The organism is Gymnodinialimonas phycosphaerae (genome assembly GCF_019195455.1).
Taxonomy (GTDB): Bacteria; Pseudomonadota; Alphaproteobacteria; order Rhodobacterales; family Rhodobacteraceae; genus Gymnodinialimonas; species Gymnodinialimonas phycosphaerae.
Window position 1 is genome coordinate 2,389,647 of sequence record NZ_JAIMBW010000001.1, and the last position, 26,534, is coordinate 2,416,180.

Here is a 26,534-nt window from a genome sequence, read left to right on the forward strand (position 1 = left end):
AAGATGGCTCCGGAGATTCAGATTGACGGTCGCAAGATCGGTGCCGACCACCCGCCCTACGTGATTTGCGAGTTGTCGGGCAACCACATCGGCTCGCTCGATCGCGCCTTGGCGATGATCGAGGAAGCCGCAAAAACCGGCTGTGCGGCGATCAAGTTGCAGACCTACACAGCCGATACTCTGACCATCGACTCCGACAAGCCCGATTTCCGGATCAACGGCGGGTTATGGGATGGGCGCACGCTTTATGACCTCTATCAAGAGGCCCACACCCCTTTCGAATGGCACGAGGCGATGTTCGCCAAGGCCGCCGAGGTCGGGGTGACGCTGTTCTCGACCCCGTTCGATGAGACCGCCGCCGACCTGTTGGAAGACCTCGGCGCGCCCGCCTACAAAATCGCCTCCTTCGAGGCTGTGCACCTGCCCCTGATCGCCCATGTCGCGCGCAAGGGGAAGCCGATGATCATTTCGACCGGCCTCGCCAATCTGGCCGAGATCGAGGCCGCCGTGCGCACCGCCCGCGACAACGGCTGTGAAGAGTTGGTCCTGCTGCATTGCATCAGCTCTTACCCCGCGCCGTCGGATCAGTCGAACCTGCGCACCATGCCGCATCTGGCCGAGATGTTCGGCGCGGTTCCGGGCCTGTCGGATCATACGATGGGCTCTGCCACATCAGTGGCGGCCATCGCCTTGGGCGGTGCAGTGATCGAGAAGCACTTCACCATGGCCCGCGCCGATGGCGGGCCGGACGCAGATTTCAGCCTGGAGCCCGACGAATTCACGCGTCTCGTGGACGATTGCCACAATGCGTGGCTGTCGCTGGGGCAGGTCGGCTACAACACGAAGTCCGCCGAAGAGGGCAACGTGGTGTTCCGCCGGTCCCTTTATGCCGTGCGCGACATCACCGCCGGAGAGGCGTTTACACCCGACAACGTGCGCGTCATCCGCCCCGGCTACGGCCTGCCACCGCGCCACTACGACCGGGTGATCGGGGCAGAGGCCACGCAAGCGATTGAACGGGGGACCGCGCTGTCGTGGTCCATGGTTCGATAGGCGCCGATGTTGCGCGCGGGCATCATAGGGGCGGGTCGGATCGCATGGTCCTATGACAATGGCATCTGGGACGGTGCGCGCTCTGTCAGCCACGCGGCCTGCCTGCACCGGCACCCGGACACGACGCTTGCGGCAGTTTTCGAACCCTTACCAGAGGCCCGCACGGCGTTTCAGGACGGCTACAAAGGCCCCGGCCCCGTTGCGGTGTGCGACACGCTGGAGGCGTTTTTCGCGCACGATCTGGACCTTGTCGCCGTGGCATCCCCGTCCGAGACCCATGGCGAGCACATCGCGGCCTGTCTGACGGCGGGCGTCCCGCGCCTCTGGGTGGAGAAACCCGTCACGACGGACGCGGCATCGTTTGAGGCATTGACGCGGCAACTGGCCGACTGCGCCCCGCCCCCCCGTATCGTGGTGAATTATTTCCGCCGTTTCCTGCCCCAGGTCGCCGAGGCGAAGAAGCGTCTACAAGCGGCTTTGCGCCATGGCACGCTGCGCCGGGTGGACGCTACCTACAGCCGCGCGTTTGTTGTGAACGGGGTGCATTTCCTCGACCTGATCGGGTATCTTTTTGATGCCCTTGAGGCGCCAGCATTCGATTGGGTGGATCGCGCGGGCTCCGCCGACCCCAGCTTCGGCATGACGCTGGACGGCGTGCCCGTGGCCGTGATGGGGATCCCCAATCTTGGCTATCACGCGCTGGACCTGCGCGCCGTCACCGACTACGGCCGCCTGTCCCTGATCCAGGGCGCGGCTGAACTGACGTGGGAAGCCAAGCAGCCAAACCCCGATTTCCCCGGCTTCTTCAATCTTGCGCCCGCGCGCCCCTTGCTGGACCCAAAGACCACCAGCGCGGCGATGCTGGACGGCACGTACCTGTCGCTCTGCGATCTTGTGGACGCCAGCGCGCCGTCGCGCGCACCGATGGAGGCGTCGGCCTTCACCCAAACAATCCTCGCCCGTTTGGCCGAGAGCGCGCCATGACCAAACGCCTCTGCTTTGCAGCCGGAGACGTCGGCGGCGCGCGCGCGATCCTGCCCGTCGCGCGGCTTGCGGCGGCAGAGGGGTATACGGTTCTGGGCCTGGATCACGGTGTCTTTCGGGCTGAAGGGGCCGATGGGTGGCATTGGGTGACCCATGAAGACAGCCTGATCGCAGATTTCGATGCGCTGATCTACGCCACCAGCGTGGCTGATCCTTTGGCGTTTCAGACCGCTTTATCTGCGCGGACGCGGGGTATTCCGATTATCCACGTGCTCGACAACTGGTCTCTATATGCGGAACGTCTTCACGGGCCGGACCGGTTTGACGTTTCGCAACTGCTCATTCCTGACGTCTATTGCGTAATGGACCAACTCGCTCGCCGTGAGGCCATCGCCGCCGGGGTGCCCGAGGCGATCTTGCAGATCAGCGGCCATCCGAACCTTGCGGGCCTTGCGGAAGAAGAGGCCAGCTTCGCTGCCGCCCCCTCCATGAACGGGCATATCCTGTTCGTCTCGGAACCCGCCGTGATCGACAGTGGCGACCGCCAAGACCCAAACGGACGCGGCTACGACGAGGTGCAGGTCTCGGCCCTGTTTGCCGAGGCCTACGCCGCCATGCCGAAGGCCCAAAAACTGCCCATCCACATCGCGCCCCATCCCCGCGAGGACCGCATCGCCGTTACAACACGGTGGAAGGAATTGGCCCAAACCCACGGGCTACGCTTTCTGATCGTCCCAACGGACGGTGTCCGCGAGGCTTTGCACACCGCGAAGGCCGTTGTCGGGATGAGTTCCCTGTTGCTCTACGAGGCCTGGCTGCTGGGTCAGCCGACCCTTAGCCTGCAACCGGACCTGCGCATGGACCAACTGGCGCAACCCGGCAAACGCGACGGGCTGGAGCTGTGCACACAGGTCCACGACGTCATGGTAGCGGTCCAGCGCCTGGCTGCCGCAGCGGCGCCCAAAGGCACCGGACGGCACGATATGGCGCTTCACACGGGCGCGGCCCGCGCAGTCTTGTTTTGCGCAATGTGAGCCTATATCAGCCATACGGTTCCAGACAAATCTCGGGGTAAAGGCGCTATGTCCACTACACTCGCAATTCATGGCGGCCCCAAAGTTCGCGACACCCTGTTTCCCGCACACGTCACTGTCGGTGCAGAGGAAAAAGCGCGTGTGTCCGAGGTAATCGATAGCGGGATCCTGTCCAACTACCTCGGCGCCCCGCATGAGAATTTCATGGGCGGTCGCTATGTGCGCGAGTGTGAGGCGGCTTGGGCCGAAAGCATCTCGGCAGCGCATGCCTTGGCGTTCAACTCCAACACCTCGGGGCTGATCGCGGCGATGGGGGCGATTGGCGTGGGGCCGGGCGATGAGGTCATCGTAACGGCTTATTCCATGTCAATCTCGGCGATTGCGCCGCTGTTTTACGGCGCGACACCGATCTTCGCGGATGTTGAGCCCGATACTTTCTGCCTTGATCCGAAATCCGTTGAAGCCGCGATCACGGACCGCACCAAGGCAATCATCATCGTCGACATTTTTGGTCAGCCCTTCAACGGCCCCGCCATTCGGGCCTTGGCGGACAAGCACAACCTGAAGATCGTGGAGGATTGTGCCCAAGCGCCTGGTGGCCACCTCAACGGCACGCCTACGGGACTGTTGGGCGATATCGGCGTGTTCTCGCTGAACTACCACAAGCACATCCACGCAGGCGAAGGCGGTATCGTCGTCACCAATGACGACACGCTGGCGCAACGGATGTCGATGCTGCGCAACCACGGGGAATGCGTTACGGGCGCTTGGGGTGTGGACGATCTGACGAACATGCTCGGCCACAACATGCGCATGACCGAGATCGAGGCGGTCATCGCCACAACGCAACTTGGCAAACTGGACGGCCTGATCACCGAACGCCTCGACCGCGTCGCCTATTTCCAAGAGCAGATGCGCGGGTTCGAGCCGATGACCATGCCGAAGGTGCGTGATGGCGCAAAGCACGTCTACTACGTCCACGCCTGCCTGTGGGACACCACCTGCGGCACCGACCGCAATGCCTTCGTCGATGCGGTCAAAGCCGAGCTTCCGGTTTTTGAGTTGCGCGAAAAAGAGGGCGTGAAGCTGGGTGCCGGCTATGTGCGCCCGATCTATCTGCTGCCCACGTTCGAGAAGCGGATGGCCCTGCAAGGCCCTGCCAACGGGCTGACGAAGTCATGGCAGAACTACGCTCTGGGCCTCTGCCCCGTGGTCGAGGACCTGCATTTCAACAGCTTGCTGTCGCACGAGTTCATCGTACCCTCGATGGAACGCTCGGACATCGACGATGTGGTCCGCGCCTTTGCAAAAGTCTGGGACGCGCGCGCGCATCTGCAAACGCCAAACGCGGCTTGATGCAACCCGTTCTGACCAACGGACCCGTCCGACTGGTGCCTTTCGGTGACAGGCATCTGACCGATACTTATGTTGGCTGGCTGAACACGCCCGAACTTGTGCGCTTCAGTGAGCAGCGCCATCGCAGCCATGATCTGGACAGTTGCCGGGCCTACGTAGCCAGCTTCGCGACCGGCCCAAACCTTCTTTGGGCGGTAGAGGATCACGCAACCGGAAGTCATGTCGGCAACATCACGGCCACGGTGAACCCGCCCAACGGCCTGGCTGATATCAGCATTCTGATCGGCGGCGGCTCTGGGCAAGGGTATGGATTTGCCGCGTGGAGTGCCGTGCTGGACTATCTGGGAAGCCGCCCCGATCTGCGCAAGATCACCGGTGGTTGTCTTGCCGGAAACGCCGCAATGGTCGCCATCATGCGCAAAGCGAAGATGCAGCCCGACGGGGTGCGCAAGGACCATTTCCTCGTCGATGGTGCACCGATGGACGTCCTGCATTTTGCGCGCTACACGTAGCCCGGATTGTGACCACGGAAATCATGCGCCTCAGACCGGAGATTCCATCATGTTCGAAGCTGCCCTGAAAGCGGTTAACCTGGACGCGATCAACACGGACCTTGAAGAGGACGGCTACCACGAGTTGCCCGTGCGCTTGCCCGCCGCCTCTTTGAGCGAAATCGTGCGCCAGATGGATGACGTCTGCGACACGCGCGATGATCTGGAAGTGAACTACGGCGGGTCCGAGCATCGGATCTGGCACGCCAACGAGCAGTTCGAGGCCGCAAGCGCGTTCCGCGACTTTTCGGACGAAATCATTCCGAACCTCGATAGCGAGATTGGCAAGGCGCGCAACATCCTCGCCATCCGCAACCGGCCCCTGACCAATGACAAGGGAGAGCTGCGCAAGGGCCGTTGGCACCTCGACAGCTTCCGCAAGCAGTTGAAGATTTTCGTTTTCATGCAGGACGTCACGGAAAATGACGGCCCGTTCGAACTGATCCCGCGCACGCAAAACATCTCGACCAAGGTCAAGCACATGATCCCGGGGCGTTACTTTAGCCTGAAAGATATCGTGAAGCGCAGCCGTAAGCGTGGCTATCAACATATCGATGAAGAATTCATCGCGCGCGTGGAAGAGACCTACCCGCCCAAGTTGTTCACGGTGCCTGCCGGCACGATCCTTGTGGCGGACACCTCGGCTATCCACCGCGCACATCCCGTGAATGGCGGTGAAAGGTACGCCTTCACCTCCTACCACTGACCTCGGCGTGACACGGACAAAGCAATTGCTGGAGCGGCGGTCTTTCGCCGTGTTTTTCCTCTGCCGAGTGCTTGGCGTGGTCTTGCGGCCGTTGACGTTACTGGTGGCGCTGACCCTGCCCGATGGGCAGTTCGCCCGCGATTACGCCCTGATCCTGACCACGTTGGTGTCGAGCTTCGTGATCTACGGCAATCAGAACCACCGCGCCGCCTATTCCTATTTCCTGGGGGATACCGCACCGCGCAAGGGCTTGGGCGGCGTCCGCACAATCTTGCACTATCTGGACGGAGTTGCTGTCCACATCCTGCTGTTCGCGCCCGTTGTGGGGGCCGTTGTTTGGATCTGGACCGAGAGTCTTTTCCTTTGGGCCTTGGTTATGCCTCTGGTGTTAATCGAAAAATACTACGACGATCACCAACGCGCTTTGATTTACCGGCGCCGTTACCTGGCTTGGTCGGCGCATTTCTTGTTCCGCACGATCCTTCCCAGCGGCACGATCCTGGCGATGGTCTTGATCTGGGGGGTCGGCAGCGTCAGCCTTTACACGGCGTTGTGCCTGGCCTGTTTTGCCATCTATTTCTTCATGATCTCGCCGAAGTTTGCAGCGGTCATGGGGCGGTGGCTGAAAAAACTGGTAGCTGACGGATGGGCAGGTTTGAGGGCTCGAACCAAGACCTATCTTGGGTCATATGTCCGCGAATACTTGGGTGCTCAGGTTTTCTCGATCCTTGCGATGAACATCCTCGTGATCGACAGGTACTTCGTGAACAGCGCGTTTCCAGACGATTTTGCGCGCTACGTCTTTGCGGTAAATGTCTTTGCGACCATGCCGCTGATTCACAACATTTTTTACCTGACCCGCATCCGTCCGAAGTTGATTGATGTTACCTATCCGGTTCTTCCCACGATCTTCGGCATCCGGAACCTGGCGCTTCCGTTCGCATTGGGCCTTCTGGCGTTGCTCGCCTTCCCGGTCCTGAAAACGATTGGCTGGATCGACAGGCCACTCAGCAGTCAGGCATTGACCGGTTTGGCCCTCATGTATTTCCTGGCGGCCGTCTCGTTAATTCCACAAGAGTTCGTTTTCTGGCGCACCCGGCGCGAAGCCTTGGTTGCCACAGACCTATCACTTTTCGCACTCATCGCTGGCGTCCTCAGCTTCTCGCAGCCGTCACTGGAGGCAATTCCGTTCTGGATGGCACTGATCCTGGCCTTGCGCATCGCGGCACTTACCGCTTTTAGCATGACACATCACCCGAGATTACGCCTGCCACATCCGATTTCGAAGGACGTGACGTGACCGATACCATGACCCAAAAACTCGCCCAAGCCCGCGAGATACAGGCTTTCCGAGACGTGGTGACGGGCTTTAGTGACCCCAACGCGTTGGTTAAACGCGCGCCATTTGCGGCGCATCTCTTGGCGAGAATACGCCTTTTGGGTCATCTCTTGGTTCAGCTTCGTTTTCTGTTCAGTGTTGTTGGTCCGCATGAATGGATCGTGGTCTTTGATGGTGGACGGATCCGACCGGAGCCCGGGGAAACGACTTATGCCTTTGTGGAACGGGTCGGGCGCACCAATCGGCCTCAACGCATCCCGGAACTTTGCGGGATGTCGCCTACCGACCGATTTGTGCTCGTTGATGTATCCCGCAGCACGGGTAAAATCGCTGATGCCTATGGCACGGTGTCGTTTCTTCTTGCCTTGACGGGGGTTTCTTGGCTCCCACGGCTTATTTGGGACGTGCTGCAAGGGCTGCGAACCCTGGGCAACCCAAAATCGGCCGTGATCTTTGCGACGCTTCGCATGATTGAGCGCCGACACGAGTGGACGAAATGCGGTTTGTTGATGTTCACAAGCGTCACGTGGATTGCAGAAGCGCTACGCACGGGCCTGGGAACAGCCCGAGAGGATTTGCGGCTGGTCGAGATACTGCACGGGGCAGGAACCGCCAACACTGGCCCATATTTTGAATGGCTTCACACCCAAACCTGCGCTCAGATTACCTATGTAAACCTGATCGCAGACTTGCCACGTTACCCCCCCCTCGACGCGCACATGATGGAAGATCGTGACGGTGAGATCGCGTGCAATGTCCGCCTATGGCAGACGGTTACCGAAGAGCCTTTGTGCCTCGCGTCCAGTAAGTCCGACGTCCACTTAATTGCGTTCATAGGCGGTGCCAGCCACGACGCCGATTACGCCGCCACAGTTTACGCAGTCAAGGAACAACAGATGATTGCGGCCATTCGTGCAAGGTGTCCGGATCCGATCGTTTATTGCCCGCATCCTCAGCATGGCCCGGCACAGCTCTCTGCCTTGCTCGGGCGACTGCAGCCCTATGGTGTCCAAGTGTCGGAAACCGCGACACTCGAGAGCATGCTTGGCGCCTCTGTCGTTGTAGGCGGCTTGTCGACGTCGCTTCTGGAGGCCGCGCTCTTGGACATCCCGTCCTTTGCGTTCGAGGATCTTCGAGCGTACTTCATCCAACCCACAGCCGACCTTGTAACATGGTCTGAGGACTTCGATGTTCTGGCCGACAAACTGGCCGCAGCATTGGCGGAGGCCAAAACCAAGCCAAGATCCGCTCGTCTTCAGACGACAGCATCTTGGTGCGAGAAACGTTATGGGCTAGAAGTGCGACTTGGGGTCATCGAGACCTCCGAAATCTGACGGCCACCCCATCGTGACTTCTACCGCACCTTCATTTGACACCAATTGGCCGATCTCGACGTCCTTCGTGGATAATGCCGGGGCCCGCAAATTCGCCCTTCGCGTCGTTCTATTCTACTGTGCCGTCTACTACGTATTACCGTTCTTCGTGTTCATCACCATGGGCAACCCCTTGAACCGTGTGATCGCGTATGAACCGAACTACTATTTCGGCATCCTCTACGTTCTATTGTTTGTCATCGTTTTCTGGATGGCGTTGCGCACGCCTTACGTGAAACTGAACTTTCCGTCGCTAGGCATCAGCAAGCTGGCCTTTAGTCCGCGACTTGGGATTGTGCTGGCGCTCGGCTTTTGCCTGTTCACCTATGCAACCCGATCGATCTTCGGCCTCGACTATCGACATACAGGCGATGCTCTTGCGGAAACCGGTGGCCTTGGCTTCATATTGGTTATCATGAAGACCTATTTCGGGGTCGTTCTATTGGTGAACTACCGCTTGATTGATGAAAGAAATCAGGTCCGACTGCGTAGTTTTGCGTCGCTTCTGATCGCGGTAGGATACTACTTCTCGATTGCAGGGGCTTTTGACATCTTTTTTGTGGCGTTTGCATTGTTTACAGCGACGCGCCGTTGGCGAGAGGCGTTCCGGCTAAACACCAAGATCGTGCGTCAAGTCAGCATCGCAATATCACCGATACTGCTCTACCTGGCTGTCTTCGTGGGCACCGCAAATAAGGTCGGCGTGGAAGCGGCATTCGAGCGTTTGGAGAGCTTGGGGGACATCCTCATGCTGATGGTCACGCGTCTTGGGTACCACTTCACCAGCACATCGCTGCATGCCACCGAGAACATCTTCAACTTCAACCTGGCGTTTGATGCACTGTCGGAGCTGACAAGAGTTGTCCAGTATCGGCTGTCAGTTTTGATTGGCATCGATGGCGTGGAAAAACCAAGCGTCGGAACGATCTCGCGGATGAACTACCTCTTTATTTCTGCGTTCGACCGGGACCGTACTGGCGCCTCGCCCTCTATGATCGGCTCAATCTTCTATTTCCCGGGGGCGGGATTTGCTGTGTTTTACTATGTCTTCGTGCTGCGTGCCGTGTTGAAGTTGATGTGGGACATCGTTGGTCGCAAGGGCCTGATGTGGTTCTGCACGCTGTTTTGTGTCATCTTGGGCAACGCATTCTGGGACGCATCCCTCGATGCTTTGAACCCTTTCAGCACGGGTTTCGTCCGATTGTCATTGCTGTTCCTTGGCGCACGTTTTGTAACCAAATTCATGCGTGACCGCGCTGCCAGATCCACGACGTCAGACAGACCGATCCTCAATGGATAGTTCCCGTCCGTTGGTTACCGTCGTCACACCAAGCTATAATTGCGCTGCGGTGGTCCCGGAGACGTTGCGCTCAGTCCAAGCGCAAAGCTTTCAGGACTGGGAGCATATCGTTGTCGATGACTGTTCTTCCGACGACAGCTTGGAAGTGATCGACGCCTTTTGCAGGACTGAACCGCGTACGCGGTTCAGTCGTTTAAATGAGAATTCCGGCGCCGCCGTGGCTCGTAATACTGCGATAGAAGCAGCGCGAGGGCGCTACATCGCATTCGTTGACTCCGACGATCTTTGGCATCCGGAAAAGATGCAACGCCAACTCGACTTCATGGCAGAACGCGAGGCCGTCTTCGCCTGCGCGAGCTACGCCAAGATTGACGAAGACGGCAAGCCTTTAGGCGAAGTACAGGCCCCTGCGCAAAGACAGTACCACGACCTTCTGAAGGATAACACGGTTGGGTGTCTGACCGCCGTCTATGACGCCCAAGCGTTAGGCAAAGTCTACATGCCACTGATCCGGAAGAGGCAAGATCTTGGCCTGTGGCTGCGGCTTTTGAAGAAGACAAAGCTCGTTCACGGCGTGCCCGAAGTTTTGGCCAGTTACCGACTTCGACAGAACTCGATTTCCTCCAACAAAGCCTCGGCCGCGGCCTACACGTGGCGACTCTATCGTGACGTGGAAAAACTGCCGCTTCCCAAGGCTGCCTATTACTTTGCAAACTATGCTGTGAACGGTGTCCTCAAGCAGTTTTGAAGGGGCAAACGGCATGAATTAGCCAACGCCGGACAATCGGTTGCATGGTTACAGGTTTAATGCGACATGGGGCAGAGCCGCCGCGCCTGACGTCATTTTTTGAGCAGCCAATGCCATGCCATCCCATTTTTCCATGGCCCCTGCTCTGACGCGGCGCGTCGTTAATATGAAAACGCATTGCCATGGCTAATCGAAACCGAATTCTTCTTGTCGGCAGCTCCGGTCGCGTCGGAAAATTGATACTTCCCCATTTGCGGGCTATCGTGCCAACTGGTGTCAACCTGATCGAGCAGCACCGCCATCCCACACGCGACACCGGCCTTTACTGGTCGCTGCAAGAGAGTGCACCAGACGGATTGTCCGACCTTGGCATTGACGCCATCATCTGCCTCGCTGGCGTGACACCCGGACCCGGCGCAGACCTGTCGTTGAACACGCCGCTTGCGCTCTCGGTCCTGCGCGCGGCCCACGAGGCGGGCATCCCGCGCGTATTGCTTGCCTCCTCGTCGGCCGTTTATGGCGCGGGCGACGGGACGCCCCTGTCCGAAACCAGCCCCACCGCTCCGGTGAACCCCTACGGCGCGGCCAAGCTGGAGATGGAAGAGGCCTGCGCACCCTGGCGCGGCAAGGGGCTAGAGGTCTGTTGCCTGCGGATCGGCAATGTCGCAGGCGCGGACGCCTTGCTTTTGAACGTCGCGAAGTCGTCCGGGGATAAACCGCTTGTCATCGACTGCTTTGACGACGGACGGGGGCCCGTTAGGTCCTACATCGGCGTCGGCACCTTGGCGCAGGTCTTGTACGATCTGGCCACGCAACCCGGCCCCTTGCCCGAGGTCCTGAACATCGCCGCCCCGGGCGTCGTCTATATGGAAGACCTTGCACATGCGGCGGGGCATCCGTTCGACTATCGCCCGGCGCCTGCCGGCGCACACCAGCGCATCACGCTGGACAGCAGTGCGTTGGCCGCCCTCCACACCATTGACGCCGATACATCTGACGCCGTGCAGATGGTCGCACAATGGAAAGAAGCGCTTTCTCGATGACACCTGCAAAACGCCTTCTTGACCTTTTCTGCGCCATTGGACTGACCATCGTGCTGGCGCCTTTCATCATCATCGTGGCGATCCTGATCCTTGTGTTGGACGGACGCCCGATCTTCTACATTTCCGAACGGATGAAGACCCAGACCGAGGGCTTTCAGCTGATCAAATTCCGCACCATGAAGGTGGTGGCCGAGGACAGCGGCGTGTCGGGCGGCGACAAGTCCGACCGGATCACCCGCACCGGCGCGTTCCTGCGCGGCGCGCGGCTTGACGAGGTACCGCAGCTTTGGAACGTGCTGAAAGGTGACATCAGCTTCATCGGACCGCGCCCGCCGCTTCGCCAATACGTGGAACGTTTTCCGGAGATCTATTCCAAGGTCCTGAAATCGCGGCCCGGCATCTCGGGCCTCGCGTCGATCTATTTCCACTCCCACGAGGAATACCTGCTCGCCAATGCTACCAGCCGCGAGAAAACGGACGAGATCTATTCACGGGCCTGCATCCCGCGCAAGGCACGGCTGGACCTGATCTACCAAAGGCGGCGGAACGTGTGCATGGACGTGTCCCTGATGCTGAAAAGCGTTATCAAGCGGCTGCGCTAAATCAGCGATCAGCTTTCCGCATCGACAGCAACCAAGAGGGACAGTTCTTGCGAGGCCTCGCGCAAGGCGTCGAGGTAGGTAATCGCCCGCGCCACGTCGAAGCGCTGTGTGGGCGCGTGGAATGACAGCGTGGCCATGAGGCGGTCGTTGGATTCCAATATGGGCACGGCAAGGGCGATCATATCAGGCATGAACTCTTCCCGGTCCAGCGCATAGCCGTTGCGGCTGATCTCTTCCAGCTCGGTCATAAGCGCGGCACGGTCGGTGATCGTGTTTTCGGTGTGCCCCGTCAGCGAAGCCGCGTTGAGATAGCGTTGCAAATGGTTGGGCGCCAGTGTGCTGAGGTACATCTTCCCCGAGGCCGTGGCATGGAACGGCACCCGTGTGCCCTGCGGCAGTTGGATGCGCAGGGGCCATTCGGTTTCCACCCGCTCCAGGTACAACATGCAATCGCGGTCCGGCAGAGCGATGTTGCAGGTCTCGCCGATCTCTCGGCTCAGGCGCCGCAGGATCGCCTGGCGCGCAGTTCGGATGCGCAGGGACGACAAGGTGGAAGCCGCAAGAACCCGCATCCGGGGGCCGGGCGAATACGTGCGCCCATCCATGTCCCGCTGCAAGAACCCCTCTTCCTCCAGCGTCGCGAACAGACGGTGAATGGTGGGTTTGGGCAACTCCAATGCGGCGTTGACCTCGGTCGGGGTCACAGGAACGCCCGCGCGCGCGACTTCCTCCAGCACCATCAGGAGCCGGAGGTTGGTCGGTATCGTGTCGCGAGGACGGTCTCCGTCCATCGGGGCCTCCATTAAAGATCAGGCAACAAAGCCGTCGAGAGCGACGGCACCAGCGCCACGATGATCCAAATCGAGATCAACGCAATCAGGTAGGGCCACGTATAGCGTAACAACCTGAAATACGGCACCCCTGTCACACCGGATGCGACATAGAGGTTAAGACCGTAGGGCGGCGTGATGAACCCGATGGAGGCCCCCACCAGGAATATGACCGCAAATTGCACCGGCTCGACCCCGATATCATGGGCGATGGGGGCCAGGATCGGCGCCAGGATGATCGTCACTGGCAGCGATTCCAGAACCATGCCCGAGATGAAGACGATGATCATCGCGGTGAACAACACGGCGTAGTAGCCACCCATCGAGGTCACGAAGGCCGTCAGAAACTCCTGCGCGCCCAGAACCGAGAGGATCTGTTGCATCACGACCGACACGGCGATCAGCGGCGCAAGGATGCCGGTGATCTGGGCCGACCGCATGGTGATTGATGGCAACTCCAACGGGCCGAAGCCGTTCACGACCAACATTCCGCCCAAGCTGCGGTCATCCACCGGGCGTTCTTCCCGCGCGGCGAAGCCGGGGTGGGTGCGGTCGACGATCTTGGTGATGGCAAGGCAAAGAAAGCCCACGATCACACAGAAGCCCACCGTCACGCCCGCCGCTTCCGTGGGGGAGAATTTGCCCGTGTAGATGCCCCAAAGCACAAGGCCGATGGCGAAGAACCCAAGCCATGCGCCAACGCCGGTCTTGAACACCCGCACGATGGACAGGTTGGTCAGGATGCCCCACTTGTTGCGGAAGCAGACAATGAAGCAGGCAAACATCATCGCCAGAACCATCAGCGCACCGGGGATGATGCCCGCAATGAACAGGTCGCCAATCGGCAGGTTCATCAAGAAGCCGTAGACGATGAAGATGATCGACGGCGGGATGATGATGCCCACCGTGCCGCCCGCCGCCGCGGTGGCCGCGCTGAACCGTTCATCATAGCCGCCTTTCACCATTTCCGGGTGCAACATGGAGCCGATGGTGGCCGTGGTGGCCGAGTTGGAGCCGGAGATGGCCGCAAACAGACCGCAGGCCCCAAGCGCTGCCATCGCCAGACCGCCCCGGATCCATCCAAGGCAGGCGTAGGCGTAGTCGGTCAATCTTCGGGCAATGCCGGAGCGGTTGATAAGGTCGCCGGTCAGGATGAACAGCGGCATGGCCAGAAGGGCGAAGCCGTCGGTGAACACACGGCTGAGGGCCGCGGCGATATTGTCGATGGGCAAACCCAGGACGAAAGACATGCCGATGACCCAGTAGCCGATCACCAGAAAGACCGGAACGCCCAGCATGAACAGCCCCGTGACGCCCAGCGACAACAGGGTAATGATTGTTCCGTCGGTCATGTGTCACCTCCGATCACAGCTTGTTCGATGATTTGCTCGCCGGTTCGGTATCTGCGGAAATCTTCGGCCCAGTTCTCCATGACGCGGGCCACCAGGAAGACGAACGACAGCGGCACGGCAAGGATGAACCACCACTGCATCAGCCCATCCGTGGCGGGCACGATCTGGAAGTTAGAGGCCGCATTGGCCACCACCTTGCTGCCGGTCACGACGACAACCCAGGAAAAACCGATCCACAAGATCGCATCCAACGTCAGAAGCGCCATTTGCGGCGTGCGCGGCATGTTGGTGCGGAATTCGTTGAACGACAGGTGGGTGCGCAGCTTCACGTTGTAGCTGCAACCGACCCAGGTCATCACGAGGAACAGGAAGGGCGGCAAGGACGTGGTCCAAGGCCAGGGCCGCAACCATTGCGGCGTGTTCGAGAAGTCCATGCCCAGCATGCCCGGCACGAACCGCTGGATCACCCCAAAGAAGATGATGCCGCCGATCGTCAGGTAGGAAATGACCATCACGTAGGATTCCAGATGGCGCTCGATGAAGGGGACGAAGCGGTAGATCAACATGATCAGATACCCACCCAGCAGCATCAGGATCAGGCCCAGCGCCCATGCGCCGGGGCCTGCCAAGGCCTCTCTGATCATCCAGCTGTCCCCATCCGCGAACGCTGCAATGATCTCACCCATATTGGCGAAGATCTCTCCCATCGGCCCCTCCCGGTCGTGTGAAAGTGTTTGTTCTTTTGGGCTTTTCACCCGTTTTGAGGTGTTTGCGGCGGCCCCCCCCAAACGCAAGGGAGGCCGCCGACAAGTCTTTTCGCTAGTGCGGATCCGAGTTTCGGATCAGCCGCGCCACCAACGACGGGGCTCGACATTCTCGGCCAGCGTATCCTCTGGGATCTGACGGGCAACGTCGAAGATCTCCTGATACGTGTCCGCACCGCCAGACCAGTTGTTGAGACGCTCACGCCACTCGGCCCAGGGCTCGGGGTTGTACTCGGGCGAGCACATTTCACGCGCAATCTGGATCTGGTCTTCGCCCAAACGGGCCACCCGCACATCGTTCTCGGCGAAGATCGTGCCGGGCATCGGCGGATCGGTGAAGCCCACGGTGTTGACCAGTGCCGCTTCGTTCGCCGCTTGTACGTGAACCTGCGTGAGATACGCGGATTCCATGATCGCGTCCTGCAACTCGCCGGACATGCTGTCGAACAGCGCCGCATTCATGCCGGTGTGCTCGGTGCCGCAGAAGAACTTCAGGTCGACGGACTGGCTGACCACCGGGCTCATGTTGGCGTAAGCCACGGCCGAGGCCCATGTCTCTGCCCCATCCACAAGACCTTGGCGCAAGCCGTCCAACGTCTCTTCCCACGCGATGGGCGTCGGGTTGAGGTTCATCAGGTTCATGGCGATGCGGCCAAGCTGCGTCCCCGTCACGCGGTTTCGCGTGCCGAACAGCTCTTCCAGTTGCGTCACCGTCTCACGCTCTTGGAACGAGGAACCCATTTGCAGGCCGCGCAGTTCCGCGTGGCTGAACAGGAACTTCACGCCATGACGGGCTTCCAGCGGATCACGCAGAAGACGCTGGGACTCGGGGCTGTAAAGGAAGTGATACTGATCTGCCCGCGAACGGAACATGTAGGCGTAATCGAGCACATTGAGATACGGAGCAGAGCCCGCCGAGTTCTGGGTAGAAGCCGCATAGAAGTCGACCACACCCAACTGTGCCTTCTCAAGACAGTTCAACTGGCCACAAATCTGGTTGTCACCGATGAATTCGATACGGATCGCGCCATCGGTGCGCTCTTCCAGATCGCGGGCGAACTCAAGCACGCCTGCGCGCTCGATCAGCAGGTTGCGCTGGTTGAAGCCAGCCGCCCCCAGCGTCAGCGTGTGCTGCGCCTCGGTGCCGTAGCGGCGGTCGTAGGTGGATTCGACGGCGCGTGCCAGCGATGGAAGCGTCACCGCGCCGGTCAATGTGGCTGCGCCCATCACGACGGATGAGACACCATAGGTGCCCGTCAGCTTCATCAGATCACGACGTGAAATCTGAGCCAGGGCTTTCGATGCGTTCATTTTCATTTTCGCTTACCTCCCAATAATGCGGAAAATTGATACTTGTGGTCTCAATCTTGGTCAACTTATGGTCGGGCTGGCAAGGGAAATCTTTTCATCGCCGGATTTGTGACCAAGGGCGCGCAACTATGACCGAAGTATCAGCAGATTACGTGATTGTCGGGGCTGGCTCGGCGGGCTGCGTTTTGGCAAATCGGCTATCCGCCGATTCGAAAAACTCGGTCATCTTGCTGGAGGCTGGCGGGCGCGACTGGAACCCGTGGATCCATATCCCGGTAGGCTACTTCAAAACCATCCATAATCCATCGGTTGATTGGTGCTACAAGACCGAGCCTGATCCGGGCCTGAACGGCCGCTCGATCGAGTGGCCACGCGGCAAGGTCCTGGGGGGGTCCTCCTCCCTGAACGGACTGCTCTACGTGCGCGGCCAAGCGCAGGATTACGACCGCTGGCGGCAGATGGGGAACGCAGGATGGGGTTGGGACGACGTGCTGCCCCTGTTCAAGCGGGCCGAACATAACGAGAGGGGCGCCGATGAATATCACGGCGACCAAGGGCCCTTGTCGGTGTCGAACATGCGCATCCAGCGCCCGATCACCGACGCTTGGGTCGCCGCCGCGCAGGCGGCGGGCTACCCCTTCAATCCCGATTACAACGGGGCCACGCAAGAGGGTGTAGGCTACTTCCAACTGACGTCGCGCAACGGACGGCGGTGCAGCACGGCGGTGGCCTATCTGAATCCGGCGCGCGCGCGCGCCAATCTGACGATCATCACCCACGCGCAGGTGGACCGCGTCATGCTGGAAGGCACCCGCGCGACAGGCGTTTCCTACACCGACCGCGCGGGCCAACAGATCAGTGTGAAAGCGGGGCGCGAGGTGATCCTTTGCGGCGGGGCGATCAACTCTCCACAACTGCTGATGACCTCGGGGATCGGAGAGGCTGCACAGTTGGCCGAGCATGGCATTGAGGTGGTCCAGGACCTGCACGGCGTGGGCAAGAACATGCAAGACCACCTGCAAGCGCGACTGGTTTACAAATGCAATGAACCGACCCTGAATGATGAGGTCTCCAGCCTCATCGGTCAGGCGCGTATCGGTTTGAAATACCTGATGTTTCGGGCCGGGCCGATGACAATGGCCGCCAGCCTTGCGACCGGGTTCATGCGCACCCGCGATGATCTGGAAACGCCCGATATCCAGTTCCACGTCCAACCCCTCTCGGCGGAGAACCCGGGCAAAGGGGCCGATAAGTTCAGCGCTTTCACCATGTCCGTCTGCCAGCTACGCCCCGAAAGCCGGGGCGAGATCCGGTTGGCCAGTGCTGATCCGCGCGAATACCCCAAGATCATCCCCAATTACCTGTCGACCGAGACCGATTGCCGAACGGTCGTGGCAGGTGTCAACATCGCGCGCACCATCGCGCGCCATGCGCCGTTGACGTCGAAAATCAGTGAAGAATTCCGCCCTAACCCAAGCCTCGACATCAACGATTATGAGGCAACGCTGGACTGGGCGCGCAGCAACACGGCTTCCATCTACCACCCCACCGGCACCTGCAAGATGGGCCAGGGCAGCGACGCCGTGGTGGACGCGCGGCTACGGGTCCACGGGATCAGCGGGCTGAGGGTGGCCGATTGCTCCATCATGCCGGAAATCGTCTCGGGCAACACCAACGCGCCTGCGATCATGATCGGCGAAAAAGCCTCGGACCTGATCCTGGAAGACCACGCGCAAACCGCGTAACCACTTGATCTGAATACCGAATGCGCCCTGCCCCATTCTTGCCACATTTAAAGCCCGTCTGCCCCAATTTCGTCACGCATTTTAGGTAAACCATCCAGAGAAATGGAAACCGACCGCAGAGCCGAGATGCGTGGGGCGATATGGCAACAATCAACGGCAACGGTTCAGACAATAGTCTGACCGGCACAGGCAGCGCCGATCAAATCACTGGCTTCGAAGGCAACGACACCATCACCGGTGGCGGTGGCGATGATGCTATTGACGGTGGCAACCCGTCCCTGACCCCCACGGCGCTGGATCTGAACTGGACGTCGCAGGGCGGCAATGGCACCAATCTTGCGGGCGGGTTTACCCAGAACACCGGCGGGATCAACGTCGGTGTAAGCTTCACCGATGACGGCGCGGGCACCACGGCGCAGGTCTCGACCACCTCCACCTATGTCGCGGGCGGTGAGACATACAACGCCAATTCCAACCTTGCCTTGGGCGGCGACGGCGGCGCGGATGCCTGGACCGTCGATGTCGATTTCTCCGCCGTTGGCGGCTCGGGCTATTCCGATGAGGTCCAGAACGTCACCTTCCGCCTGCAGGACATCGACGCGGGCGGCTGGCAGGATATCTTCACGATCAACGCCTATGACGCCGACGGCAACCTGATTCCGGTGATCCTGACACCAGCGGGCAACGACACGGTCAGTGGCAACACCGTCACGGCCGGTCCCGGCGGCACCGGCGCAAGCGACCCCCTGGGGTCCGTGCTGGTCGAAATTCCCGGCCCCGTCGCCTCTTTTGAGATCATTTATGCGAACGGCGGCACCGTTGGGCAATTGGCATGGATCACCGATGTCCAGTTCGAAGCGGTCCCGACCGATGACGATGAACTGTTCGGCGAGGCGGGCAACGATACGATCACCGGCGGTTTCGGAGACGATCTGCTAGACGGCGGCAACAACAACGACGTGCTTTCCGGCGACAGTGGCAATGACACGCTCCTGGGTGGGTCCGGAAACGATACGCTGGACGGCGGCACCGGGCAGGACAGTCTGGCAGGCGGCAGCGGGCGCGATAGCCTTTCAGGCGGCGACGGCAACGACACGCTGCAAGGCGATAGCGGGAACGACACGCTTTTGGGGGGCGACGGCGATGACAGCCTGGGTGGCGGCAGTGGGTTCGACATTCTCGACGGCGGGGCTGGTGCCGACACGCTGAACGGCGGCGATGGCAATGACACCATCACGGCGGGCAGCGGCGATGTGGTGATCGGCGGCGAGGGCGGCACGGACACTGCCGACGAGTTGATCGTCAACGACGTCGCCGAAGTGATCTTCGACACTCTGAACCCCGAGAACGGTACGGTTTTCTTCAACGACGGCTCGACGGCGACCTTTACGGGGATCGAGATGCTGACGGTCAACGGTGGCCCCGACGGCGTCGTCGACGGCACAATCGGCAACGACGTGATCGACGGCAATTACGTCGACACCAATCTGGAACAGGTCGACAATAACGACGGCACGGCCGGAACGACAGGCGATGAGGATGTCATCGAGGCGGGCTTTGGCGATGACACCGTCTATGGCGGCGAGGCGGATGACAGCATAACGGGTGGCCCCAGCGGCCCCCTGAACGCCGCGACCGAAAATTTCAGCTGGATCGCCGAGGGCAACGGCACCGACATTTCGGGCGGCATCACGCAGGATACGGGCGTTGCCAACATCACCGTCAACATCACCAACGACGGCGCGCTGAACGATTCCTCCATCACCAATACGACCCAATACGTGGACGGTGCGGACCCGTTCTCGGCCAATTCGGGTCTTGCGCTTGGCGGCAGCGGCGGCGCGGATGTGGCGACGCTGGATTTCGTCTCGGACGTTGAACTGACCAACGTTTCCTTCCGCATCAGTGATGTGGATGCCGGAGGATGGGAAGATATCCTGACGGTCAACGCCTACGACGCGAACGGCAATCTAGTGACGGTCACGCTGACCCCGGAGTCCTTGGCCGATGTGGTCTCTGACCAGACCGTGACAGGCGCGGGCAACGACGACCCTGATGAGGTCGGCGGCTCGGTCCTGGTGGAAATCGCCGGGCCCATCACCCGGATTGAGGTCATCTACGAGAATGGCGGCACGACGGGCCAGGTTATCTATCTGACCGATGTCCACTACACCGCGTCGGAAACCGACGACGACGTTCTGCACGGCGATCAGGGTGGCGACACCATCGATGGTGGCGCGGGCGATGACGTGATCTTCGGCGACCAACTGGCCGTCGACCCGCTGGACATCGCGTCCGGCACAGGCGGCACGGCGACCTCCGTCACCTTCCAGAACGACGCGCCCTACGCGGTCGAGTTGGCGCAGGTGGCCACCGATGGGTCGCTGACCTCGGTCATCACCATTCCGGCAGGCAACGATTTCACAGCCTCTTCCACGACCCAGACCAACTGGGTCCTTCTCGACCCGGCCACGGGCGATATCCTTCAGGTCTATGGGGCACCCGCCGACGCCAGCACCCTGATCTTCGACAGCACCGGCGCCGACAGCCTGTTCGGCGGCTTGGGCGACGACACGATTTCAGGCGATTTCGGCGCTGACACGATCGACGGCGGCGCGGGCGACGACAGCCTTCTGGGCGGCGCGGAAGAGGACCTGTTCCAGTTCACCGACGGTTTCGGCACCGACACCGTGGACGGTGGTGAGGACGGAAGCGATCTCGATACGCTCGACTTCAGCCAGATGACCACGGGCATCGACGTGCTGTTCGATGGCGACGAACAGGGCGACGTCTCGGACACCGGATCGGGCGACAGCGTCGAATTCACCAACATCGAGGAGGTCCGCGGCACGGGCCAGGACGACACCCTTGATGCCGGTGCCTCTAACGCGGATCAGACGCTGGTCGGCAACGACGGGGCCGACAGCATCGTTGGCGGATCGGGCGACGATACGCTGTTCGGCGACGGCGGTACCACCGCGCCTACAAATGGCGCGCTGGTCTATGCCGACGACTTCGACGGCGGCAACGATGGCGGCTGGGGCGCCATGCCCACTGACAACACAGACCCCTACTTCGGATCGGTCCTCGGGCGCATTCAGGGCACGTCGTCCGGCACCGATATCGAGGCCGAGCGCACCCTGACCTTCGACCCAGCCTTTGACGACGCGGTGATTGAGTTTGATTTCCACCGCATCGATAGCTGGGACAACGAAGAATTCCAGATCTACGCCGACGGGCAAGAGATCTTCAGTCAGGCCTTTCTGCCAAACACGGCCGTTGGCGGGGCCAACACGATTACCATCGGCGGCGTCACGTACACGGTGACGCTCACGTCTCTGGGCGATGCCGCGCAGAACGGATATTGGGACGGGCAAAGCTGGACCACGGACCAAAGCTTCCGCGTCCGGATCGAGGTTGAGGACGCGCCAGAAACGTTGGACTTGGGTTTCGGGTCCACCCTGAACCAAGCCGTCACCGACGAAAGCTACGCGCTGGACAATTTCGTTGTCGTCTCCACCAACGATCTGACCATCGATCCCACGACGTTTATCAACACCGGCAACGACGACACGATCGAAGGTGGCGCTGGTGAGGACCTTATCTTTGGCGAAGAGGGTGATGATGTCCTTGACGGCGGGGCGGACAACGACACGCTGCTTGGCGGCGAGGGCGACGACAGCATCACGGGCGGCGCGGGCCAGGACAGCCTGACCGGCGGCCAAGGCAGTGACACGATTGTCGGGGGCGACGACGCGGACTGGATCTTCGGCGGCTCAGGCGACGTGATCGACGGCGGCGAGGGCGGCGACGACAACGATACGCTTTTTCTGGGCGATGAAGGGGCTATCGTCATCTATGACGGCCTCAACCCCGAAAACGGCACCGTCACGTTCAGCGACGGCACCACGCTGACGTTCTCCAACATCGAAACGGTGATCCCCTGCTTCACCCCCGGCAGCCGCGTCGCGACCGAGCGCGGGACCTTCAAGGTCGAGCAGTTGCGCGTCGGTGACCTGATCGCGACCCGTGACAACGGCCTACAGTCTATCCGTTGGATCGGCACGAAGTCCCTGACGCAGGTGGACCTGGCAAAAGCGCCGCATCTGCGCCCCATCCGCATCCGCAAGGGCGCGTTAGGCAAGGGCGTGCCAAACCGCGATATGGAGGTCTCGCCCCAACATCGCATGCTGTTCGAAGGCGTGCAGGCCGAACTGCTGTTCGGCACCGATCAGGTGTTGGTCCGCGCCAAGCACCTGACCCATCTGCCCGGCATCGAGGTCGCCACGTCCTGCGAGCGTGTGACCTACATTCACGTCATGTGCGACGCGCACGAGGTTATCCGCGTGGATAACGCCTGGACCGAAAGCTTTCAGCCCGGCGACATGGTGCAAAACCGCGAGGCGCGCGAGATCTTTGGCGATCTGCTGCACGCCTTCCCAGAGCTGGGGACAGAAAAGGGCCGTGAAAACTATGTCTCAGCGCGGTTGAGCCTGAAGGCCCATGAAGCGGCGCTGATCGCAGGCACCTCGACGTAGTAAATCCCGCCCTACACGCGGCGAAGGGGCACGTCGCGCCCCGTGGTCAACGCCGGGATCTGCGCCCGCGCCTTGTCGACCAGCGACAGATCCAGATCCACCAAGGCCACCTTCGGCGCCCCTTCGCCCATGTCCGCCAAAACGCGGCCCCAGGGGTCCACGGCAAGCCCATGGCCATAGGTCTCGCGGCCATCGGCATGGGTGCCCGATTGTGCGGCGGCGATCACGAAAGCCCCGGTCTCGATCGCACGGGCGCGCAGCAGGATTTCCCAATGGGCCCGGCCCGTGGCAACAGTGAAAGCCGAGGGGATGAAGATTACCCGCGCGCCCGCTTGGCCCAAGGTCCGGTATAGGTAGGGAAACCGAAGATCATAGCAGATCGTCAGCCCGAAGCCGCCCCAAGGAGTTTCCGCCATGACTAGCGCGTTGCCGGGGGCATAGCGCTTGGACTCGCCGATGGGGGCCTGCCCCTCGATCTGGACATCGAAGAGGTGGACTTTGTCGTATTCGGCTTTGATCTCTCCATCCGCGTCGATCAGCGTGGAGTGGTTCAGAAACCGCCCGTCCGGTGCGGTGACGGGCGTTGATCCGGTGTGGATCCAGAGGCCATGCTTGGCGGCGAGGTTGCGACAGGCGGCAATGAACGGATCATCACAGGCTTGCGACACCTGCGTCAGCGCCACCTTGCGGTTGGCGTTCATCAGGCCAGCCACCTCGGGCAGGGCCAGAACCTTTGCGCCCTGCCCCGCCGCCTCGGCGGCAAGCGCTGTCACGGTCGCGATATTGTCCGCGTGCGTATCGCCCGAGCACATCTGCCCCATGGCTAGCTTCAGGTTGACAAGGCGTAGATCATCCACGGTTAGTCAAAGTCCGTGCCACGGCGTCCTTCCACCCCGCATAGCGCGCGTCGCGCGTGGTCGCGTCCATCTGGGGCGTGAAGGTCTTATCCACAGCCCAGGTTTTCGCAAATCCAGCCTGGTCTTGATAAATCCCGGCCCTTGTCCCCGCGATCCAGGCCACGCCAACCGCTGTGGTTTCCAGAACCTGCGGTCTATCCACAGGCGCGCCAAGAATATCGCTGAGGAACTGCATCGTCCAATCGCTGGCCGTCATGCCGCCGTCGACCCGCACGTTGCCCGTTTCACCGGGGTAGTCGGCGGCCATCGCCTCCAGCAGGTCGCGGGTCTGGAAACCGACGCTTTCCAGCGCTGCCCTTGCGATCTCGTCGGGGCCAGAGTTGCGTGTCAGCCCGTAAAGCGCACCCCGCGCGTCAGGGTCCCAGTAGGGCGCGCCGAGGCCCGTGAAGGCGGGCACCAAGTAGAGGTCTTGTGTCTTGTCCGCCGCCGCGGCCAGGTCGGCGGATTGCGGCGCATCATCGATGATCTTCAGCCCATCGCGCAGCCATTGCACCACCGCCCCCGCGATGAAGATGGAGCCTTCCAGCGCATAGGTCGGCGTGCCGTCGAACTGATAGGCAATCGTTCCCAGCATCCGGTTTTGCGACGTCACCAGCGTATCGCCCGTGTTCAGCAGTGCGAAGCACCCGGTGCCATAGGTGGATTTCAACATGCCGGGCTGGAAACACGCCTGCCCCACCGTTGCCGCCTGCTGATCACCGGCCACGCCAAGGATCGGCAGAGGCGCGCCGAACAGGGACGTCTCGCCAAAGTCGGCGCCGCAATCCAGCACCTCGGGCAGCATGTTGGCAGGGATGTTGAGCATACGGAGTATGTCATCATCCCATCGCCCGTCGCGAATGTTATAAAGAAGCGTCCGCGCGGCGTTGGTGGCGTCCGTGACGTGGCGTTTGCCGTCGGTCATGCGCCAGATCAGGAAGCTGTCGATGGTGCCAAAGGCCAGTTCGCCCTTTTGCGCGCGCGCCCGCACGCCCTCCACGTTGTCCAGTATCCACGCCAGTTTCGTGCCGCTGAAATAGGGATCCAGCAGCAGGCCGGTCTTTTCGCGCACCATATCCTCATGACCCGCCGCTTTCAGATCTGCGCAAAGCGATGCTGTGCGGCGGTCCTGCCACACGATGGCGTTGTAGACCGGCGCGCCGGTCTCTCGGTCCCAGACGACGACGGTTTCACGCTGGTTGGTGATGCCGATAGCCGCCACGTCGCCGCCTTGGTCCAAGGCGTCCTTGCAGGTCTCTTGCACGCTGTCCCAGATCTCTTCCGGATCATGCTCGACCCAGCCCGATGCCGGAAAATGCTGGGTGAATTCCTTCTGGGCGCTGGCCTTGGGCCGCAAATCCCCGTCGAACACGATCGCACGTGTCGAGGTGGTGCCCTGGTCGATGGCAAGGATTTGGGTCATGTTGCGTCTCCCTGTTGCACGGCCATGAAGGCGTCTACTTCCGCGATCTGATCGGGCGTCAGTTTGAGCCCAAGTTTCGAGCGGCGCCAGACCACATCTGCCGCTTTGCGCGCATATTCATGGGTCATCAGCCAGCGCACCTCGGCCTCTGTCAGGGTGGCGCCGAAATCACGCCCCAGATCTTCCGCCGATTTCGCCATGCCGAGGATGTCCGAGGCTTCGGTTCCATAGGCCCGGATCATGCGACCGGCCCAACGGTCGCCCAGGAACGGATAGGCGACTTTCAAATCTTGGGTCAGATCCGCCACGCCATCGACTGGAAAGTTGCCGCCAGGCAGCGGTACGCCCGCCGTCCAATCGCCGGGAGCGCCGGGGAAAAAGCGGGCCAGTTTGGCCCAAGCGTCCTGGGCCAGCACGCGGTACGTGGTGATCTTGCCGCCGAAGACATTGAGCATCGGCGCGCCGGCATCGTCCAAGGACAGAACGTAATCCCGCGTCGCCGCCGTGGCTGATTTCGCGCCATCGTCATAGAGCGGCCGCACGCCCGAGTAGGTCCAGACGACATCCTCGGCACTCAACACTTGCTTGAAATACGCGTTCGCGAACCGCAGCAAGTAGTCCCGTTCCTGCGGCGTGCATTCCGCTTCGCGCGGGTCGGCGGTATGCTCGGCGTCCGTGGTCCCGATCAGGGTATAGTCGCCCTCGTAGGGGATCGCGAAGATGATCCGTCCGTCGGTGCCTTGGAAGAAGTAACACTTGTCGTGATCGTAGAGCTTGCGCGTCACGATGTGCGATCCACGCACCAGCCGCACCCCCTCGCTGGAGTTCTGCCGCGCCACGTTGCGCACGATGTCTGCGACCCATGGGCCACCAGCGTTCACCAGCGCGCGGGCGTAGATCGTGTCGGCCCCCTTGCCCTCCAGCTCAATCCGCCAAAGGTCCCCCTCGCGCTGAGCAGAGACGACCTTTGTGCGCACCAGGATGCGCGCGCCGCGCATCTCGGCATCGCGGGCGTTCAGCACCACAAGGCGCGCGTCCTCGACCCAGCAATCCGAATATTCATAGGCCTTGTTGAAACGGTCTTGTAGCGGCGCGCCCTCGGCCGTTCCGTCAAGGCTGACGCTCTTGGTGCCGGGCAGGATCTGCCGCCCGCCCAGATTGTCGTACAGGAACAGGCCCAACCGGATCAGCCAATTGGGCCGCCGCCCCTTCATCCAGGGCATCACGGTGCCAAGGATCTTCGACGTGGGCGTCGAGTTGTCGAACCGCATGTCCCTGGACAACGGCAGCACGAAACGCATGGGCCAACTGATATGTGGCATGGCGCGCAACAAGGTCTCGCGTTCCTGAAGGGCATGACGAACCAGCTTGAACTCGAAGTATTCCAGATAGCGCAGGCCACCGTGAAACAGCTTGGTGGACGCGCTGGACGTCGCGCTCGCGAGGTCTTCCATCTCGGCCAGACAAACGCTTAGACCCCGGCCCGCCGCGTCGCGGGCGATGCCACAGCCGTTGATGCCCCCGCCAATGACAAACAGGTCGTATGGCTTATCCATGATGCGGTCCTTTTCGCATGCGTCGGCTTG

The 26,534-nt window shown here is 61.1% G+C and carries 21 protein-coding genes; 14 read left to right on the top strand and 7 right to left on the bottom strand.

Annotated features, from left to right (window positions below):
• Nucleotides 1-3 precede the first annotated feature (3 nt).
• From pseI to KUL25_RS11925, 12 genes are all read left to right on the top strand, one after another.
• Nucleotides 4-1,053 carry a pseudaminic acid synthase gene (gene pseI / locus KUL25_RS11870; protein WP_257893125.1) on the top strand — a complete coding sequence of 350 codons (1,050 nt, stop codon included), beginning with the start codon at nt 4-6 and terminating at the stop codon, nt 1,051-1,053.
• 6 nt (nt 1,054-1,059) lie between these two features.
• Nucleotides 1,060-2,037 (top strand): Gfo/Idh/MocA family protein, encoded by a 978-nt coding sequence (locus KUL25_RS11875; protein WP_257893126.1) that lies wholly within the window; start codon nt 1,060-1,062, stop codon nt 2,035-2,037.
• Nucleotides 2,034-3,071, top strand: coding sequence for a hypothetical protein (locus KUL25_RS11880; RefSeq protein WP_257893127.1), 1,038 nt, complete (start codon nt 2,034-2,036; stop codon nt 3,069-3,071). Before KUL25_RS11875 ends, KUL25_RS11880 begins: the two co-directional genes overlap by 4 nt.
• A gap of 48 nt (nt 3,072-3,119) precedes the next feature.
• On the top strand, nt 3,120-4,427 hold the full coding sequence (locus KUL25_RS11885) for a DegT/DnrJ/EryC1/StrS family aminotransferase (RefSeq protein WP_257893128.1): 1,308 nt from the start codon (nt 3,120-3,122) through the stop codon (nt 4,425-4,427).
• Nucleotides 4,427-4,939 (top strand): GNAT family N-acetyltransferase, encoded by a 513-nt coding sequence (locus KUL25_RS11890; RefSeq protein ID WP_257893129.1) that lies wholly within the window; start codon nt 4,427-4,429, stop codon nt 4,937-4,939. The genes KUL25_RS11885 and KUL25_RS11890 overlap by 1 nt, the downstream gene beginning before the upstream one ends.
• Nucleotides 4,940-4,988: 49 nt before the next feature.
• The gene (locus KUL25_RS11895; RefSeq protein ID WP_257893130.1) at nt 4,989-5,684 is read left to right on the top strand and encodes a phytanoyl-CoA dioxygenase family protein; all 696 of its coding nucleotides are present in this window, start codon (nt 4,989-4,991) and stop codon (nt 5,682-5,684) included.
• Nucleotides 5,685-5,691: 7 nt separating this feature from the next.
• Entirely contained in the window at nt 5,692-6,984 is a 1,293-nt protein-coding gene (locus KUL25_RS11900) for a hypothetical protein (protein WP_257893131.1), read from the top strand.
• On the top strand, nt 6,981-8,357 hold the full coding sequence (locus KUL25_RS11905) for a hypothetical protein (protein WP_257893132.1): 1,377 nt from the start codon (nt 6,981-6,983) through the stop codon (nt 8,355-8,357). The genes KUL25_RS11900 and KUL25_RS11905 overlap by 4 nt, the downstream gene beginning before the upstream one ends.
• Nucleotides 8,358-8,424: 67 nt before the next feature.
• A complete protein-coding gene (locus KUL25_RS11910) occupies nt 8,425-9,696 on the top strand; it encodes a hypothetical protein (protein WP_257893133.1) in 1,272 nt (423 codons plus the stop codon).
• Complete coding sequence (locus KUL25_RS11915) at nt 9,689-10,444, top strand: glycosyltransferase family 2 protein (RefSeq protein WP_257893134.1); 756 nt, start codon at nt 9,689-9,691, stop codon at nt 10,442-10,444. The genes KUL25_RS11910 and KUL25_RS11915 overlap by 8 nt, the downstream gene beginning before the upstream one ends.
• A 182-nt stretch (nt 10,445-10,626) precedes the next feature.
• Complete coding sequence (locus KUL25_RS11920) at nt 10,627-11,487, top strand: NAD-dependent epimerase/dehydratase family protein (RefSeq protein ID WP_257893135.1); 861 nt, start codon at nt 10,627-10,629, stop codon at nt 11,485-11,487.
• A complete protein-coding gene (locus tag KUL25_RS11925; protein WP_257893136.1) occupies nt 11,484-12,089 on the top strand; it encodes a sugar transferase in 606 nt (201 codons plus the stop codon). The genes KUL25_RS11920 and KUL25_RS11925 overlap by 4 nt, the downstream gene beginning before the upstream one ends.
• An 8-nt stretch (nt 12,090-12,097) precedes the next feature.
• On the opposite strand, the gene KUL25_RS11930 is transcribed toward KUL25_RS11925, so the two are convergent.
• The 4 genes from KUL25_RS11930 to KUL25_RS11945 all read right to left on the bottom strand — a co-directional run bounded on the left by KUL25_RS11930 (nt 12,098) and on the right by KUL25_RS11945 (nt 16,346).
• Complete coding sequence (locus tag KUL25_RS11930) at nt 12,098-12,880, bottom strand: IclR family transcriptional regulator (protein ID WP_257893137.1); 783 nt, start codon at nt 12,878-12,880, stop codon at nt 12,098-12,100.
• Nucleotides 12,881-12,891: 11 nt separating this feature from the next.
• Nucleotides 12,892-14,271 (bottom strand): TRAP transporter large permease, encoded by a 1,380-nt coding sequence (locus KUL25_RS11935; RefSeq protein WP_257893138.1) that lies wholly within the window; start codon nt 14,269-14,271, stop codon nt 12,892-12,894.
• Complete coding sequence (locus KUL25_RS11940; RefSeq protein WP_068359144.1) at nt 14,268-14,978, bottom strand: TRAP transporter small permease; 711 nt, start codon at nt 14,976-14,978, stop codon at nt 14,268-14,270. Before KUL25_RS11940 ends, KUL25_RS11935 begins: the two co-directional genes overlap by 4 nt.
• A 135-nt stretch (nt 14,979-15,113) precedes the next feature.
• Nucleotides 15,114-16,346, bottom strand: coding sequence for a TRAP transporter substrate-binding protein (locus KUL25_RS11945; protein WP_257894854.1), 1,233 nt, complete (start codon nt 16,344-16,346; stop codon nt 15,114-15,116).
• Between the two features lie 128 nt (nt 16,347-16,474).
• Here KUL25_RS11945 and KUL25_RS11950 point away from each other — a divergent pair, with 128 nt between their 5' ends.
• Entirely contained in the window at nt 16,475-18,091 is a 1,617-nt protein-coding gene (locus KUL25_RS11950; protein WP_257893139.1) for a GMC family oxidoreductase, read from the top strand.
• Nucleotides 18,092-18,231: 140 nt separating this feature from the next.
• A complete protein-coding gene (locus KUL25_RS11955; protein ID WP_257893140.1) occupies nt 18,232-22,629 on the top strand; it encodes a Hint domain-containing protein in 4,398 nt (1,465 codons plus the stop codon).
• A gap of 11 nt (nt 22,630-22,640) precedes the next feature.
• Here the strand turns inward: KUL25_RS11955 and KUL25_RS11960 are convergent, their stop codons facing one another.
• The 3 genes from KUL25_RS11960 to glpD are packed head-to-tail and all read right to left on the bottom strand — an operon-like array spanning nt 22,641 to nt 26,504.
• Nucleotides 22,641-23,486, bottom strand: a complete 846-nt coding sequence (locus KUL25_RS11960) for a carbon-nitrogen hydrolase family protein (protein ID WP_257893141.1) — start codon at nt 23,484-23,486, stop codon at nt 22,641-22,643.
• Nucleotides 23,479-24,948 (bottom strand): glycerol kinase GlpK, encoded by a 1,470-nt coding sequence (gene glpK / locus KUL25_RS11965; protein WP_257893142.1) that lies wholly within the window; start codon nt 24,946-24,948, stop codon nt 23,479-23,481. The genes KUL25_RS11960 and glpK overlap by 8 nt, the downstream gene beginning before the upstream one ends.
• Entirely contained in the window at nt 24,945-26,504 is a 1,560-nt protein-coding gene (gene glpD / locus KUL25_RS11970) for a glycerol-3-phosphate dehydrogenase (RefSeq protein WP_257893143.1), read from the bottom strand. The genes glpK and glpD overlap by 4 nt, the downstream gene beginning before the upstream one ends.
• Nucleotides 26,505-26,534 lie beyond the last annotated feature (30 nt).